Genomic DNA, 15148 nt, shown 5'->3' with positions numbered 1-15148 from the left:
TAAGGTCAGCATCATATACAAGGCTTTTCCCGATAAGACAATCCCGCAAGCAAGCTTGCATGATAGAACTTGCTGCATATAATGCGGGCCTTCATGAAACCGCCCGAAACGGAGCCGCCACTATGAGCGATCAAACCCCGGTCATCGGCATTATCATGGGAAGCCAGTCAGACTGGGAAACCATGAAAAATGCAGCAGATGTCCTTGATGCGTTGAACGTCGCGTACGAGACCAAGATCGTCTCCGCCCATCGCACGCCTGATCGCCTGTATGACTATGCCAAAACGGCAAAGTCGCGCGGCCTTAAGGTCATTATCGCCGGTGCCGGTGGTGCGGCCCACCTTCCGGGCATGGCTGCGGCCATGACCCCGCTTCCGGTTCTGGGTGTTCCGGTTCAAAGCCGTACCCTTAAGGGCCTTGATAGCCTGCTTTCCATCGTTCAGATGCCGGGCGGCGTTCCGGTTGGAACCCTTGCCATCGGTTCTGCCGGTGCCAAGAATGCCGGTCTGATGGCGGCCGAAATCATGGCGCTTATGGATGATGGCCTTGCCGCCCGCCTTGATGAATGGCGCGCAGCCCAGACCGCATCGGTCGCAGACGAGCCGGTCGACCCGGCACCCTGATATCCTGATCTGAAAAAGGCGCCCCGACGGGGCGCGTTTTTGTTTGATTGCACCAGATTTGACGATTGCCCGACAGATGGGCGAGTTTTGATCGAGGAATACATGACGGATTTCGACACGCGCATCATCGCCCCGGGCAGCACCATTGGCATTATGGGCAACGGCCAGCTCGGCCGTATGGCTGCCTTCTGTGCGGCGGAGCTTGGCTATAAGGTCCATGTGTTTGGCCCGGGTGCCGACAGCCCGACCGAACAGGTCTGCCCCAAGGCAACCGTTGCCGATTACAGCGACCTTGATGCGCTGCGCGCCTTTGCCGAGGATGTCGATGTTGTGACGTTTGAATTTGAAAACGTCCCGCATGACAGCGTCAAACTGCTGGCCGATCTTGTGCCGGTCCGTCCGGGCTGGAAATGCCTGCATCTTTCGCAAAACCGACTGCGCGAAAAGACCTTCTGCAATGATCATGGTATTGGCACCGCACCGTTTGAGGCCGTCCGATCCCTCGCCGATCTTGAGGCCGCCGTTGCCAAGCTTGGTCGCCCGTCTGTTTTGAAAACCACCGAACTGGGTTATGACGGCAAGGGACAGGTCAAGATTGCCGCTGATACCAACCTTGCCGAAGCCTGGTCTGAAATGGGCGGGGCCGAGGCCATCCTTGAAGGCTTCATCTCGTTCGAGCGCGAGATTTCCGTGATTGTTGCCCGTGGCGTAAAAGGCGACACCGCCTGTTTCTGCCCGGTCGAGAACGTGCATACCAATCACATCCTTGATGTCACCGTTGCCCCGGCTGAAATCGCAGACGATCTTTCGAAAAAGGCCGAAGACATCGCGATCAAACTGGTCAGTGCGATGGAATTTGTCGGGCTTCTGGCGGTTGAGATGTTTGTCACGACCGACGGCGACATTCTGGTCAATGAAGTTGCACCGCGCCCGCACAATTCCGGTCACTGGACAATTGATGCCTGCATCACCAGTCAATTCGAACAGTTCATCCGGGCTGTTTGCGGCCTACCGCTGGGCGATCCGACCCATCATTCAAAGGCGCGCATGAAGAACCTTTTGGGTGACGACATCAATGACTGGCAGGCAATTTTGACCGAGCCAAATGCCAAACTGCACCTTTACGGCAAGGCCGAAGCAAAGCCCGGCCGCAAGATGGGCCATGTGACCTGGGTTCTGCCGAAATAAGGCATCCCCGACGTCCCACCAAAACAAGAAATTGCCCCGGATGCCAAGTGTCTCCGGGGCTTTTTCGTATGTAATTCATAAAGTTACCCAAAGCATCACCCGACTGGCATTTTATGCCCAGTCGATTGGCATCCCGTTTGCTGTTGAAGGGGCAGGAAACTCTTTACGGATGACATGTGATGAAAAAACTTCTGATCATTCTTTCACTGACCCTTGGCCTGATTGCTGTTGAAAGCCGCACGAACCAAGCCACGGCCACACCGGGTGCCGCAGGCTTCCCGGATGTGATCGAAGGCGACAAGCTGCGCTTTGGCAATCTGATTGTCGAACTGTTTGGCATTCGCGCGCCAAAACCCGGCATGATCTGCCGGGCCGGATCGGTCGAATTTCAGTGTGGTGCGGCGGCTGCCCAGGCACTTGATCGCATCATTGAAAACTATGCAATTAAATGTCAGCAGGTCTCAGACGTCCAACTGTTCCCGATGCTGACCGAATGCCAGATGGGTCAGGTCGATCTGAACCGCCTGATCCTGCGCGCCGGTTGGGCAATGGTCGATATGGTCAGCTGCGACACCCATCCGAGCTGCACCACCTATCTGCGCGATCAGCAGTTCGCCAAGGACAACAAAAAGGGCATCTGGATGGGCACCCCGCCGTCCGAACTGGTGGCGCTTGCAGCCAAGCCGGCAAAATATGACCTTCAGGAAGCGGATGACGCCAACGCACTTAAAACCCTGATTGAGGATGAGCTGGAACCACAGCGCCCGGAAAATCCGATCGAGATTGATCTGGCATCTGAAATGGAACAAGCCAACAAACCCGACATGACGCTTCTAAGCTTCCTGACCAATACCTTCTGATCAGGCCGCATCACTGCGTCCGCAAAAGTTTCCTTCCCTCAAAACTTAAAACGCCACCGGCACAATGCACGGTGGCGTTTTTGTTTTCATCGGGCTTTTTGACGGCCTTTGTATCAGCCACCAAACTGGCGGCGCATCCGGCCCGGTGTCGGCATGCAGCGCGCAATCTTTGCCCCCATCTTGAAGGGTGCGGCGGCAAACTTGCCAGCCTTGCCAATCTTGGCGGTGATTTTCGGGATCTGCATGACATTGCCAATCCGGCGATCCAGGAATGCCCAGCTATCGGCATGGCCTTCGGACGTGTCATCCAGCCAATAGGCAAGCGTTGATCCATAGACACCAGCAAGCAACATGCGCTTGGTGTACCAATTATGATCGGTCGAGGTATCACCGGCCGCCACCCACATCGCATCCACCGTACCATGGGTCAGTTTCAGACCAAGGGCGGCATTTTGCGGCAAGGTCATAAAGGCAAGGGCCGCACGAACAGTGTCTTTTTGCCCCTCAACCAGCTCTAGCCGGGTTTTGACTGCGGTCGCGATGCGATCACGAATTTTCAGGTTCTCAAGACCCTTTTCGTCAAGGGCCGCGATCATCTTGCGATCAGTCATCTCGACATAGATAACGATCGCCTGACGAATGCCATTGGGAAGCAACCGATCCACCTCGCCCGGTGCAAGATCAAGGTCTTCTGCCCCGGCATGAAGTGCCTGTTTGGTCCAGCCATCGAACGGCACATGTTCAAGGGCTGCCTCGACCAGTGCTTCGCGCTGGGCTTGCAGACGGGTCATGCTTTCAGTAACAGACATTCAGGCCTCCTCGTCATCAGATCCGGCGTCGGTCGCAACCGACTGCCTAAAGGTAGTCTCGGGCGGGTTTTCGCGCAATTCCTCGTTAAAACCGAGCAACGACATATCTTCCATACGTTCGGGATACATCACCCCGATCAAATGATCATATTCGTGTTGAACCACGCGGGCATGGAAACCACCGGCGGTGTGCTCCACAGCTTCGCCCTTCTCATTTAACCCGCGGTAACGGATTTTGTTCCATCGCGGCACCACACCCTGAAGGCCCGGGATCGACAAACACCCTTCCCAGCCATCAACGATTTCATCGCCAATCGGCTCGATTTCCGGGTTGATCAGGACACTTAAGGGCACCTCGCCATCGTCGGGATCATCGCTTTTGCGAAGTGCTGGCACGTAATAGACCATGATCGCCAAGGACTGAAACACCTGTGGTGCCGCAAGGCCAACGCCCCCGGCATCCTTCATGGTGTCCTTCATATCAGCAATCAGGCGCTGAATTTCGGGGTCAAGCGGGTCTTCGACACGGTCTGCAACGCGGCGCAGAACCGGGTGGCCCATCCGGGCAATTTTAAGGATCGACATGGCCCTATATCCAACCAAAAACGACCGGCTGTAAAGTCCTAATGCCCTGCCCCTAGTGTCCCGCAAAGACCAGAGTCTGGATCGGCCAGATCAATGCCTGCACGCGCAACAGGATGGCATGCACAGCACCCACTGTTTGCACCATATGCAAAAACAGCCACCGCCCTGTTCCGATATCAGGATCTTCAAGCTGATCATGGGTGTTGGTATAGGCATTGGCGACACATTTACTGCCAAGTGGCACATCACGGATCGTTTCCGGATAAAGCGGCACCATCTTGGCAAGGAAGGTGCCCGGCCTTGCGCGATCAGTGATATCAAGCAACTGGTCCGTTGGCCGGAATTGGCCGGCGGCAATCACCGGCTGCACGTCGGTTACCACCATCGGGATGATTTCAAACGGCAATGAGGCACAGGTGACCTCGGCAATTACACCGGGCTTGACCACCTGTGTGGCGATCTGGGCAAAGCCCGCCTGATAGATCGTCTCCCCGTCCTTTTCCGGGATCAGGATTCCCGCCGGGCGCAGGACTGGACTGACATAATCGCCAACTTGCAGGGCAAATTGCTGGATCTTTCCGGCCACACCGGCACGCACCACAGTTTTGGAAAGCTCCGCCTCTGCCGACCTTAATGCCGCTTGCGCATTGGCAAGCTGCGCCGGAAGAAGGCTTTGAAGCTTGGTTTCAATCACCGTCATGCTTGCAAGGGCGGCGTTCAGCCCGCCTTGCCGGGTTGTCAGGGAAACTTCCAGGCGTTCGACCTCGCGGCGTGATACCGCGTTGTTTCCGCGCGACAAAAGATCGGCTTTGACTTCAAGCTCGTCGCGCACCTGATTATAGGCGCCACGTGCCTATTCAACATTGCCCTCGGCGACGGCAAGGTCAGCACGGGTGACATCCATCTGGGCGCGGATTTCGGCAATGCGTTGCTCGGCCATGGCGACGGCTTCGCGTTCGACCCGGTTATCAATGCGAAACAGCGGATCACCGCCCGCGACGACCTGATCGTTATCGACATAAATCTCGACCACGCGCCCGCCCTTTTCCGGCAGGATCGTCACTGTTCTGAAAAATGACGACACATTCATGGTCGATGGATGGAAATAGAAAATCGTCGCAATAAGCGTGATCGTCAGGATCGCACAGCCAACAATGCCATAGCGCAGCTCATACCAGACGGAAAACAGGGTGATTTCCTTGCCGATCCTTTTGCCCTGCTTGTAACGGCGAAACAGGTAATCGGGCAGGATGGTGAACAGCGAACACAAAAGAAGCTCAAACATCTTTGGCATTCTCCTGCGTCGTTACTGGCTCTGACGCAACGGGCGAGTCGTCGACAACAGCCCCCTTGTTGCGCGCCATTGCCTTTACAGACTGCGCAATCGACTGCAGCGGGCTATAGAAATCCGGCACCTGAACCACCGCAATCACAAGGGCAGCCAACCAGAACAGGTTGTTATGGGTAAACAATGCCAGAAGGGTCAGGATACTGATCAGCTGGATTTGCGTATGGTTGGCGTGATGGGCCATACGTTCGGGCAGTGCATGCAGGCTAAGATAAAGCGCCCCTGCACCGAACACCGCCAACACCACGAACCAGACAACAATGGTGAATAATACATCTGTTTCACCGGGGGCTGTGACAAAAAACGGCGCATGTGCAATCGCCGTTTCGCGCAAACCACCTTCCATTTCCCATCCTCCGAGCTGTTTGCATATCCCGCCCGGAACCCCGGGGAAACCAGATCATCTACCCGATCAGGATCAGGCAATAGATGTTGTTATCTCAAAGTATTATAACAACTTTTAAGGCATTTCTACCATATGGTTATCGCCACACGGTTTTAAAGCAACCAAACCGGAAAACCCGGTAATTGCCCAAAGGGTTCGCCAAAACGCGGCCAATAAACGCCCAAGGCGAATATCCCCTTCCCTCTTTTCTTTTTGCCAGATTTGCACTATATACAGCCCACGGTCAGTTTGACCGTAAATCCAACCGGGGGGCATTCCGCACTCCGGGTGTTTTTGTTTTTTTGAAAGGAGCGTGGTTTCCGTGCAGGTAATCGTTCGCGACAACAATGTCGATCAGGCTCTGAAAGCGCTTAAGAAAAAGATGCAGCGCGAGGGCATTTTCCGTGAGATGAAACTCCGTCGCCACTTTGAAAAGCCGTCGGAGAAGAAAGCTCGCGAAGGGGCGGAAGCAATCCGTCGTGCCCGCAAGCTGGAGCGTAAGCGCATCGAGCGCGAAGGCTTCTAGTCTTTTTCACTTTCGGGGTATCTCGAACGTGACTGTACGATCGAATTTAGTTCGCTAAATTCGGACCCGTGCGCCAAGCCCGCCTCGGAGCAATCCGGGCGGGTTTGGTTTTTCCAGGGTCCTGATTTCAGATCAGGCAGCCTTGCAGATCGAGTTGCCACCATCGGCCAGCATGGCCGATCCGGTAACAAAGCTTGAATGATCAGATGCCAGAAACAATGCCGCCTTGGCAATTTCGTCTGGCTCTGCAATCCGGCCAAGGGCGTGGAACTTTTCCACCATTGCCCGTGCTTCCGGATCATTGGCAAAGCGTGCCGCCATCGGGGTATCTGTTCCGCCCGGCAGTAACGCATTTACCCGCACATTGGCGCCGCCATATTCCACGGCCAGACATTGCGCCATCCCGATCAGGCCCATTTTACTTGCCGCATAGGCCGTCATGCCCGGCAGGCCAATGGTATGCCCAACAAATGTGGAGGTAAAAATAACCGATCCGCCGCCGCGTTTGGCAATTTCTGGCATCTGGTATTTCGCCCCGAACATGGCAGCGGTCAGGTTGGTTCGAATGGTTTCTTCCCACTCCCCAACGTCAATATCGCTCAGCGCACCGGGAGATCCGAGGGTTCCGGCATTGTTGAACCCCACATCAAGCCCGCCATATTCACCAATCGCGGCATCAACCAATGCCTTGGCAAACGCCTCGTCGCAGACATCTCCGGCAATGGCAAATGCCTTGCCGCCTGCCCCATTGATTTCCGTCACAACTTGGTCAAGCCGGTCTTCCGAGCGCGCCGCAAGCACAAGCTTTGCCCCTTCCCGGGCAAACAATTTGGCAGATGCAGCGCCGATCCCGGAACTTGCACCGGTGATGATAACAACCTTGTCTTCAAGCAACATGATCCATCCAATCCATCTGGCACCGGCCCAGTTGAGTGAGCGGTGCGGTTAACGATGGCAAAAGGATATGGGGCAGAGCCCAGTGTTGCTCGCCGGTTTCGGACCTCACGTTCGTGTCGCGCAGAAACCCGGATGTATCAGTTGCCCGATACCCACGCCCGGATGTCATCCATCATCGTCGGCTCATAGCCAATCGGGTCTGGCATCGGCTCGGACCGCACGATGACGCCCGACTGGGTGCGATAGACGGTATAAAGCGTATCTTGCTTGATATCGGTAAAGGTCGAACTGCCATATTCGGCATCGACCAGAAAATTCCATTCCGCCAGATAGTTCATCAGATCAAGCGCATCACCCTGCCCCAGATCATAGGCCATTTTTGGCTTCGTGTTTTCGTCATCGATATCGCGGTAGCGACCCTCAAAACGCACCAGTTTATAGCGCGCATCCATGCCCATCACATTGGCCCAGGGCTTCAGCTTGATGAACTCCGCATCAATCCGCCACTGATCGCCATAAATCTCAAAGATGCCAACATCCCCGCCTTCGCCCGCCGCCAAATGCGCCTCAAACACATCCTCACCCAGCGGCTCGAAATACATCTTGGCAATCGGCTCCTCGGCCGTCAGCCGAACATAGGTCAGGATCGTCAGCCCCATGGACGCTACCAACGCCACAGACAGCACGACCACCAAAAGCAGAGAAACCCTTACCAACCGAAACATGTGACCTTCCGAACCAGACGATCTGGGTTAAGCATGACAGAACTATAAGGCACGAAAAAGCATTCGTGACTGTTTACTCATCAAACCGACCGCCCCTTCTGGATAGCTTTTTCATTAGTCATCCACGATTTACGATTGTTGAAAAAGAAATGTCTTTTGGAGGAAAACCTCAATGAAGTTGCTATCCTTGGAAGTCGAGAACTTCCGTGGCTATAAAGACGCTAGGAAAATCACCTTTGATGATCTCACGACACTGATTGGCAAGAACGACATTGGCAAATCGACAATCTTAGAAGCGTTAGAGATTTTCTTTAACAATGACACTGTGAAGATTGAACAAACAGATGCCAACGTTTTCTCAAACAGTAAAACGGTGAAGATCACCTGTGAGTTTTCTGAGCATACTGAAGCCATCGTACTCGACAGTGAGTCTTCAACAACTCTTAGAACCGAATTCCTACTCACGGATCGCAACACGCTAAAAATCCAGAAGCTCTACGACTGCTCAAAAAAAACTCCGTCATGTGAGGTGTTTATAATTGCGAATCACCCGAGCATAACTGGAGCTGAAAACCTTCTTGAACTCAAAGAGAAGGATTTGCGGGACAAGGTAAAATCCCTTGGCTTGGACGTTTCCCTAAAGGGCAATCCGACAATGAGGAAAGCCATTTGGGAGCATTTTCCAGATCTCCAACTCAAAGAGACCCCCATCCCGGTTTCCAAGCCGAAGGAAGACAGCAAAAGGATTTGGGAGAAGATCGAAATACTGCTTCCCATGTTCGCAATTTTTCAGAGTGATCGAGCAAGCAAAGACAGCGATGGAGAAGTGCAAAATCCACTTAAGGGTGCTGTAGCCACTGCAATCGCCGAAGCCCAAACGCAGATCGCTGAAATTGAACAAATGGTCCGGGAAAAGAGCGAGGAAATCGCCAAACTAACGCATGATGCGTTGAAGCAAATTGACCCGAACCTTGCTGAAAGCTTGGAGCCGAAATTCAGCCCTCCAGCTCCGTCGAAATGGGCGAACCTATTTTCTCTCGGCATGGAAACGAATGGAAATATCGCACTCAATAAGCGTGGTAGTGGAGTGCGTCGAATGATTTTGGTCAGTTTTTTCAAAGCTGAAGCTGAGAGAAAGTTGCAGAGCAACTCAAAGTCCAACGTGATCTACGCAATTGAAGAACCTGAAACATCTCAGCATCCTTCGAACCAAAAAATACTGATCAACTCATTCAAGGACCTATCTGCAACCGAGAACTGCCAAGTCATCCTTACCACGCACAGTCCCGGCTTGGCCTCTGACCTTCCTACTGAGAGCATCAGATTTGTCAGTTCTTCTAGTATTGGAGCTACACCTAATGTTGACGTCGGTGTCGACGTTTTCGACAAAGTTGCTGACGCTCTCGGCCTCGTTCCAGATAGCCGCGTCAAAGTCTTGGTGTTTGTCGAGGGGCCAACTGACGTCCAAGCGCTAAAATGTCTAAGCAAAGCTATTCACATGGACGATCATCAATCACCAAACCTAGAGACAGATGAGCGCTTTGCATTTGTTGTGTCTGGTGGAGCAACCCTCAAGCATTGGGTCACGAAAAACTACCTGGGAAACCTCGGCCTTACCGAATTTCACCTGTACGACAATGATGTGGCTACTTACCAAGGCACCGTCGACCAAGTAAATGAGAGAAACGACAATCGCGGTTCACATGCAACTCTAACCGCAAAGCACGAAATTGAGAGCTATCTGCATTCGGGCGCTATTCTTGAAGCCTTCGGATTTGAAATCGAAGTAGCAGATCATCCTGATAGCAACACAAACACGGTGCCCAGAGAATTTGCGAAATCATTTGCTGAACACCACAATCGCCCCAACGCCCCATCAGATGGCACAGCTAAGAAGAAGCTTGCGGAGAGCGCCTTCCCAAAGATGACCGCTGCTTGGATTGATGAGCGAGATCCAGCAGGCGAAGTGAGAGGTTGGTTTCGCCGCCTCCGAGCGATGGCGGATCAAGCATAGTAAAAAGGCGGCCCCATTGGAGCCGCCTTTTGTCGCTTCAAACCGGATGGTTTGATCAGTTATCGAGATGCATGACGATTTCTTCGCACATCTTTTTGGCATCGCCGAACAGCATCATGGTGTTGTCCTTGAAGAACAGTTCGTTCTGGATGCCAGCGTAACCCGCTGACATGCCGCGTTTGACGAACAGGACCGTTTTGGCCTTTTCGACCTCAAGGATCGGCATGCCGAAGATCGGGCTGGCCGGGTCGGTTTTGGCGGCCGGGTTGGTGATGTCATTGGCACCAATCACGAAGGCCACGTCAGCAGATCCGAAATCACGGTTGATTTCTTCCATTTCCAGCACGTCGTCATAAGGCACGCTGGCCTCGGCCAGAAGCACGTTCATGTGACCCGGCATACGTCCGGCCACCGGATGGATGGCGTAGCGGACATTGACACCCTCTGCTTTGAGGATATCGGCCATTTCACGCAGCGCGTGCTGGGCCTGTGCCACGGCCATGCCGTAACCCGGAACGATGATGACGTTCGATGCATTCTTCATGATGAAGGACGCATCATCGGCCGATCCGGATTTGACCGAACGATCACCATCGCCGCCCGGACCGGCGGCGGCTTCGCCCTCGGCGCCAAAGCCACCAAAGATGACATTGAAGATCGAGCGGTTCATGCCCTTGCACATGATGTAGGACAGGATCGCCCCCGAGGCACCAACAAGCGCACCGGTAATGATCAGCGCGTTGTTTTGCAGGGTAAAGCCGATGCCACATGCCGCCCAACCCGAGTACGAGTTCAGCATGGAGACAACGACCGGCATGTCTGCCCCGCCAATCGGAATGATCAGCGTAATGCCCAGAACAAGTGCAAGCGCCACCAGGATCCAGAAGGCCGTATGGCTTTCGGTCGCCACAAGGATGACGCCAAAGACAACAATGCCAATCCCGATAACAAGGTTGAGCATATGCTGGCCCTTGAAGCGAACCGGGGTTCCCGAAACGATGCCCTGCAATTTACCAAACGCAATCAGCGAGCCAGTAAAGGTAATGGCACCAATCGCGACACCAAGCCCCATTTCAATCAGGCTGGCCGCACCGATATTGCCCGCCGTACCAATGCCATAGGCACCCGGCGAATAAAGGGCAGCACCGGCGACAAACACGGCTGCCAGACCGACAAGCGAGTGGAAGGCCGCAACAAGCTGTGGCAGCGCGGTCATCTGGATCTTGAGCGCGATGACCGTCCCGATGGCACCGCCGATCAGGATACCGACGATAATGGTTGTGTATGACAGCACCGCCGGGGAAGCCAGCGTGGTAAAGATGGCGATTGCCATACCCACCATGCCAAGGATGTTCCCGGTACGGGCCGATTCAGGTGACGAAAGTCCGCGCAACGAAAGAATGAAGCAGACCGAGGCCACCAGATACAGGAAAGCCGACAGGTTTTCCGACATTGTGTGTTCCCCCCTACTTCTTTTTCTTGAACATATGCAGCATGCGCTGGGCGACGATGAAGCCGCCGAAAATGTTGACGGATGCCAACACCACCGCAATGAAGCCCATCATCTTGGAGAAGTTCATCTCCACCGGGCCTGCTGCCAGAAGCGCACCGACGATAATCACCGACGAAATGGCGTTGGTCACAGCCATCAGGGGTGAATGAAGGGCCGGGGTGACTTTCCACACGACGTAATAGCCAACAAAGCAGGCCAGGACGAAAACCGTCAGACCAAGAACCGTCGGGCTAACGCCTGATCCCTGTACCGCGACCGCGGCCGTACCAGCGGCATCAGATGCGCCGGTTGCCAGGCTATCGGCAAGCTTTGCCGCCTTTTCCGCAAGACCAAGCGCGGCATCGCGGAGTTCATTTGCATTCTGGGCTACGGATTGATCAGCCATTTGCGACCTCCTCCCCGCCGAATTTCGGATGAACGACCTTTCCATCATGGGTCAGGCGCGTTTCGGCAATGATCTGGTCTTCGCCATCAAACGAAAGCGCGCCTTTTTCCGCATCAACAGAAAGGGTGATGAAGTTCAAAAGGTTCTTGGCATACATCGCCGTCGCATCGGTTGCGACGGAACTGGTGATGTTTTCCGGACCGATCAGCTTCACACCATTATCGGTCATCACCGTTTCACCAAGTTTCACACCGGCAACGTTGCCACCGCGTTCAGCGGCAAGATCAATGATCACCGATCCCGGCTTCATGCCCGCGACCATATCGCCCGTGACGATTTCCGGTGCCGGGCGGCCCGGAATAAGCGCCGTGGCAATGACGATGTCGGTTTTGCTCAGGACCTCTTTAAGCTTTTCGGCCTGCTTTTTCTTGTAGTCGTCCGACATTTCCTTGGCATAGCCGCCTGATGTTTCCGCATCAGAGGCATCGTCGTCTTCGACTTCAATAAACGTCCCGCCAAGCGACTGAACCTGTTCTTTCACCGCCGGGCGCACATCAAAGGCCGACACAACAGCACCAAGGCGCTTGGCGGTCGCAATCGCCTGAAGGCCGGCAACACCGGCCCCGACCACAACGACGCGTGCAGGTGCAAGTGTGCCCGCCGCCGTCATCATCATCGGATAGATGCGGCCAAATTCATGGGCGGCATCAAGCACCGCGCGATAGCCCGCAAGGTTCGATTGCGAGGACAGCACATCCATCGACTGCGCACGCGAAATACGCGGCATCAGCTCCATGGAATAGCCATCAACACCGGCCTTTGCCATGGCCTCGATCAGCTCCTTGCGATCATAGGGCTCAAGCAGGGCCACGACCGCGGCCCCCTTTTTATAGGCGGTTAATTCGTTGGTTTTGCCTTCAATGACAGGTGGGCGCACCTTGAAGATGACATCGGCATCCTTCACGGTGGTTTTCATTGTTTTGGCAATGGTTGCACCGGCATCGACAAAGCGATCATCCGGTATGGCGGCGTCAGTTCCGGCACCAGCCTCAATTGCAACGTCAAACCCGAGAGCCTTGAGCTTTTTCACGGTCTCTGGTGTGACGGCAACGCGCTTTTCCCCGGGCCATATTTCCTTTGGAACGGCCAGTTTCATCGCGTTTGACCTCCTTCCCTGTTGATTGGTCAGTTTGACAATCCGTGTTCATTCAAAGCAACCGGTTCCAGAACGTCGTTTCGCGTTCCTTGATCGACCGATCACTGGCAACCCTTGTCCAATTCAATTCTTCGGACCAACACACCTAAACCTAAGGCGGCCCGAAAAAGAAAAAGGCGGTTCTTCAGCAATCGCAGAAGAAACCGCCCACTTTCCCACCACGCATTACAAGGCATAAATCCTTGCTGACATGTCAGGTCCCACCCGCCATTGGTGCTCAGGACAAACAATCAATGACGCCCTGCATGTCTGCGTTGAAAGCAAGATGCGATTTCTCACCGACAACCACAATCCGAAAAAACGACAAAAAAACACTTTAACTTTAGTTTGGTTAATTATCTGAAAAATCACCAATGTGCGGATATCCGCACGCTTAATTTCCACTATGGAACAGGTCCTTATCCCACCCGTCACACACCAGATCATTGATTTTCCGCAGTTTCCCCTGTTTTTACCCCACGTTGTAAGTGAATATTATCTTACAAACAAACGCTGGAGTCTGCATTTAATCCCCTTTGATCAACCAACACGTAACGCGCCAACCCCAAAAAGGTTCGCGACATGATTGCTGATTTTTTCAGAATTGTTTCAGGTTAAGCGTGCCAAATTCGGTTTTTCAGCCCGACATTTGCACCAAACGGCGCACAGACTCCGCATTGAAAACTCGACTCGCTTCGATCTTTTTAAACCGAACTACGCGTCGGGGCGTTCCAGCCCGATCTGATCAAGGGCCTCTTTCTGACGGGCTTCGAGTTTTGCCACGTCAAAGTCCCCGACAAGATCGTTGAACAGACGATACCAGTTCACCTGCGCATCCAGACGCAGGAACACCGCACCCAGCCCGACAGCCGCACGGTCGACCAGAACAAACTCACGCGGCGGCTTGACACCGCCAACACGCCGAAGCTCCTGATGCACCTTGCCCGCGACCTCCGCGCCATAGGCAACCGAATTGGTTTCACCCATCTTGCGTTCCCGGTCATCCAAGATCGGGCCATACACAAAACTGGCCCAGATGTTGAGCACATCAATCAGTTCGCGTGACGGATTTTCAAAGCCCCAGCTTTCATAGGCCGAAACAGCCTTTTCCTCGTCCTCGTCGCGTAGCGCTTCATAAAGCGTGATCACCGCCTGAACGAAGTCGGGTTTGAAAATGCGGATACAGCCGAAATCCAGAAGATTGACCGACCGATCATCACGTAGCGTGTAATTGCCCAGATGCGGATCGCCATGGATCACGCCATAGCGATAAAACGGCACATACCACGCGCGGAACATATTAAGGGCGACCTGATTGCGCGCGTCCTGATCGGGGTCGCTTTCAAGGAAGTGTTTGAACTTCTGCCCCTTTTGCCAGGTCATGGTCAAAAGCCGGCTGGTGGTCAGATCATCAACCGGTTCAGGCACATGTACGCAATCCTCCTCGGCCAGCATGTGGCGATACAGGCGCATGTGTTTGGCTTCGCGCTCATAGTCGAGTTCTTCGCGCAAACGGGCCGTCAGTTCTTCCTGAATGTTCTGGGCATCAATCGCGCTGTCATAGCGCTTATAAATCGCAAAGGCCGCGCGCAGCTGCTTGAGATCGGCCTCAACTGTTGCCGACATATCGGGATATTGCAGCTTGCACGCTACATCACGCCCATCAGGCAGGGTTGCCTTATGCACCTGACCAAGTGACGCGGCGGCCACCGCATCGTGGCTGAATTCAGTGAATTTCGATTGCCATCCTGCACCCAATTCACTGCGCATGCGGCGTTTGACAAACAGCCAGCCCATGCTCGGCGCATCGGCCTGAAGCTCCGCCAGGGCCTGGGTATACTCCTTGGGCAGGGCATCGGGGATGGTTGAAAGGATCTGGGCGACCTTCATGAGCGGGCCCTTAAGCCCGCCCAGGGCAGAGGTCAGTTCGGCGGCGTATTTGGCGTGATCAACCTCGCCGCCGAACATTTTTCCCGTGGCAAGGCGCGCGGCCAGCTTGCTGGCCGAGGCACCCACCCGTGCATAACGACGAACCCGCCCGCCAAACCTGTTTTCCTCGTTCGCGGCGGTATAATCATCGTCGTCATCACTCATC

16 protein-coding genes are annotated in these 15148 nt (G+C 54.3%); 5 read left to right on the top strand and 11 right to left on the bottom strand.

What is annotated here, in order from left to right; all coding sequences use genetic code 11:
* Positions 1-122: 122 nt before the first annotated feature.
* The 3 genes from purE (at position 123) to DY252_RS07320 (ending at position 2671) form a co-directional block, all read left to right on the top strand.
* Complete coding sequence (purE, locus tag DY252_RS07330; RefSeq protein ID WP_064789302.1) at positions 123-623, top strand: 5-(carboxyamino)imidazole ribonucleotide mutase; 501 nt, start codon at positions 123-125, stop codon at positions 621-623.
* A 102-nt stretch (positions 624-725) separates the two neighbouring features.
* Positions 726-1811, top strand: coding sequence for a 5-(carboxyamino)imidazole ribonucleotide synthase (locus DY252_RS07325; protein ID WP_064789303.1), 1086 nt, complete (start codon positions 726-728; stop codon positions 1809-1811).
* Between the two features lie 179 nt (positions 1812-1990).
* Positions 1991-2671, top strand: coding sequence for a thermonuclease family protein (locus tag DY252_RS07320; protein ID WP_064789304.1), 681 nt, complete (start codon positions 1991-1993; stop codon positions 2669-2671).
* Positions 2672-2784: 113 nt separating this feature from the next.
* On the opposite strand, the gene DY252_RS07315 is transcribed toward DY252_RS07320, so the two are convergent.
* Genes DY252_RS07315 through DY252_RS07300 form a run of 5 tightly spaced genes read right to left on the bottom strand, consistent with a single transcriptional unit; the run spans position 2785 to position 5759 of the window.
* Positions 2785-3480 (bottom strand): COQ9 family protein, encoded by a 696-nt coding sequence (locus tag DY252_RS07315; RefSeq protein ID WP_064789305.1) that lies wholly within the window; start codon positions 3478-3480, stop codon positions 2785-2787.
* Positions 3481-4065: a peptide deformylase gene (gene def, locus DY252_RS07310; protein WP_064789306.1), complete on the bottom strand. Its 585-nt coding sequence runs from the start codon at positions 4063-4065 to the stop codon at positions 3481-3483.
* Between the two features lie 52 nt (positions 4066-4117).
* Complete coding sequence (locus tag DY252_RS22460; RefSeq protein ID WP_231959737.1) at positions 4118-4897, bottom strand: HlyD family secretion protein; 780 nt, start codon at positions 4895-4897, stop codon at positions 4118-4120.
* A 21-nt stretch (positions 4898-4918) separates the two neighbouring features.
* Positions 4919-5350: an HlyD family secretion protein gene (locus DY252_RS22455; protein WP_231959738.1), complete on the bottom strand. Its 432-nt coding sequence runs from the start codon at positions 5348-5350 to the stop codon at positions 4919-4921.
* Positions 5343-5759, bottom strand: coding sequence for a hypothetical protein (locus DY252_RS07300; RefSeq protein WP_064789307.1), 417 nt, complete (start codon positions 5757-5759; stop codon positions 5343-5345). Before DY252_RS07300 ends, DY252_RS22455 begins: the two co-directional genes overlap by 8 nt.
* Positions 5760-6120: 361 nt before the next feature.
* Here DY252_RS07300 and rpsU point away from each other — a divergent pair, with 361 nt between their 5' ends.
* The gene (gene rpsU, locus DY252_RS07295) at positions 6121-6324 is read left to right on the top strand and encodes a 30S ribosomal protein S21 (RefSeq protein WP_008891676.1); all 204 of its coding nucleotides are present in this window, start codon (positions 6121-6123) and stop codon (positions 6322-6324) included.
* Between the two features lie 132 nt (positions 6325-6456).
* On the opposite strand, the gene DY252_RS07290 is transcribed toward rpsU, so the two are convergent.
* Together DY252_RS07290 and DY252_RS07285 are read right to left on the bottom strand one after the other, a co-directional pair.
* Complete coding sequence (locus tag DY252_RS07290; RefSeq protein WP_129542695.1) at positions 6457-7221, bottom strand: SDR family oxidoreductase; 765 nt, start codon at positions 7219-7221, stop codon at positions 6457-6459.
* A gap of 137 nt (positions 7222-7358) precedes the next feature.
* Positions 7359-7946 carry a hypothetical protein gene (locus DY252_RS07285; RefSeq protein WP_064789310.1) on the bottom strand — a complete coding sequence of 196 codons (588 nt, stop codon included), beginning with the start codon at positions 7944-7946 and terminating at the stop codon, positions 7359-7361.
* 172 nt (positions 7947-8118) lie between these two features.
* Here DY252_RS07285 and DY252_RS07280 point away from each other — a divergent pair, with 172 nt between their 5' ends.
* Positions 8119-9960, top strand: a complete 1842-nt coding sequence (locus DY252_RS07280; RefSeq protein WP_064789311.1) for an ATP-binding protein — start codon at positions 8119-8121, stop codon at positions 9958-9960.
* A 55-nt stretch (positions 9961-10015) separates the two neighbouring features.
* On the opposite strand, the gene DY252_RS07275 is transcribed toward DY252_RS07280, so the two are convergent.
* The 4 genes from DY252_RS07275 to DY252_RS07260 form a co-directional block, all read right to left on the bottom strand.
* Positions 10016-11413 carry an NAD(P)(+) transhydrogenase (Re/Si-specific) subunit beta gene (locus tag DY252_RS07275; RefSeq protein ID WP_064789312.1) on the bottom strand — a complete coding sequence of 466 codons (1398 nt, stop codon included), beginning with the start codon at positions 11411-11413 and terminating at the stop codon, positions 10016-10018.
* Between the two features lie 13 nt (positions 11414-11426).
* Positions 11427-11858, bottom strand: a complete 432-nt coding sequence (locus DY252_RS07270) for an NAD(P) transhydrogenase subunit alpha part 2 (RefSeq protein WP_064789313.1) — start codon at positions 11856-11858, stop codon at positions 11427-11429.
* Positions 11851-13014, bottom strand: a complete 1164-nt coding sequence (locus DY252_RS07265) for a Re/Si-specific NAD(P)(+) transhydrogenase subunit alpha (protein ID WP_064789314.1) — start codon at positions 13012-13014, stop codon at positions 11851-11853. Before DY252_RS07265 ends, DY252_RS07270 begins: the two co-directional genes overlap by 8 nt.
* Before the next feature lie 753 nt (positions 13015-13767).
* Positions 13768-15147, bottom strand: coding sequence for an ABC1 kinase family protein (locus DY252_RS07260; RefSeq protein ID WP_064789315.1), 1380 nt, complete (start codon positions 15145-15147; stop codon positions 13768-13770).
* Position 15148 lies beyond the last annotated feature (1 nt).

It is taken from the genome of Thalassospira indica (assembly GCF_003403095.1).
Taxonomy (GTDB): domain Bacteria; phylum Pseudomonadota; class Alphaproteobacteria; order Rhodospirillales; family Thalassospiraceae; genus Thalassospira; species Thalassospira indica.
Note: the sequence above shows the minus strand (reverse complement) of the source record. Positions and strands in the feature narration are given on the sequence as shown.

Coding starts and splice junctions, on each gene's coding strand:
- DY252_RS07290 (WP_129542695.1), bottom strand. CDS start 7,221: ATGTTGCTTGAAGACAAGGTTGTTATCATCACCGGTGCAAGTTCCGGG.
- DY252_RS07280 (WP_064789311.1), top strand. CDS start 8,119: ATGAAGTTGCTATCCTTGGAAGTCGAGAACTTCCGTGGCTATAAAGAC.
- DY252_RS07315 (WP_064789305.1), bottom strand. CDS start 3,480: ATGTCTGTTACTGAAAGCATGACCCGTCTGCAAGCCCAGCGCGAAGCA.
- def (WP_064789306.1), bottom strand. CDS start 4,065: ATGTCGATCCTTAAAATTGCCCGGATGGGCCACCCGGTTCTGCGCCGC.
- DY252_RS07260 (WP_064789315.1), bottom strand. CDS start 15,147: ATGAGTGATGACGACGATGATTATACCGCCGCGAACGAGGAAAACAGG.
- purE (WP_064789302.1), top strand. CDS start 123: ATGAGCGATCAAACCCCGGTCATCGGCATTATCATGGGAAGCCAGTCA.
- DY252_RS07325 (WP_064789303.1), top strand. CDS start 726: ATGACGGATTTCGACACGCGCATCATCGCCCCGGGCAGCACCATTGGC.
- DY252_RS22455 (WP_231959738.1), bottom strand. CDS start 5,350: ATGTTTGAGCTTCTTTTGTGTTCGCTGTTCACCATCCTGCCCGATTAC.
- DY252_RS07300 (WP_064789307.1), bottom strand. CDS start 5,759: ATGGAAGGTGGTTTGCGCGAAACGGCGATTGCACATGCGCCGTTTTTT.
- DY252_RS07285 (WP_064789310.1), bottom strand. CDS start 7,946: ATGTTTCGGTTGGTAAGGGTTTCTCTGCTTTTGGTGGTCGTGCTGTCT.
- DY252_RS07270 (WP_064789313.1), bottom strand. CDS start 11,858: ATGGCTGATCAATCCGTAGCCCAGAATGCAAATGAACTCCGCGATGCC.
- DY252_RS07320 (WP_064789304.1), top strand. CDS start 1,991: ATGAAAAAACTTCTGATCATTCTTTCACTGACCCTTGGCCTGATTGCT.
- DY252_RS07275 (WP_064789312.1), bottom strand. CDS start 11,413: ATGTCGGAAAACCTGTCGGCTTTCCTGTATCTGGTGGCCTCGGTCTGC.
- DY252_RS07265 (WP_064789314.1), bottom strand. CDS start 13,014: ATGAAACTGGCCGTTCCAAAGGAAATATGGCCCGGGGAAAAGCGCGTT.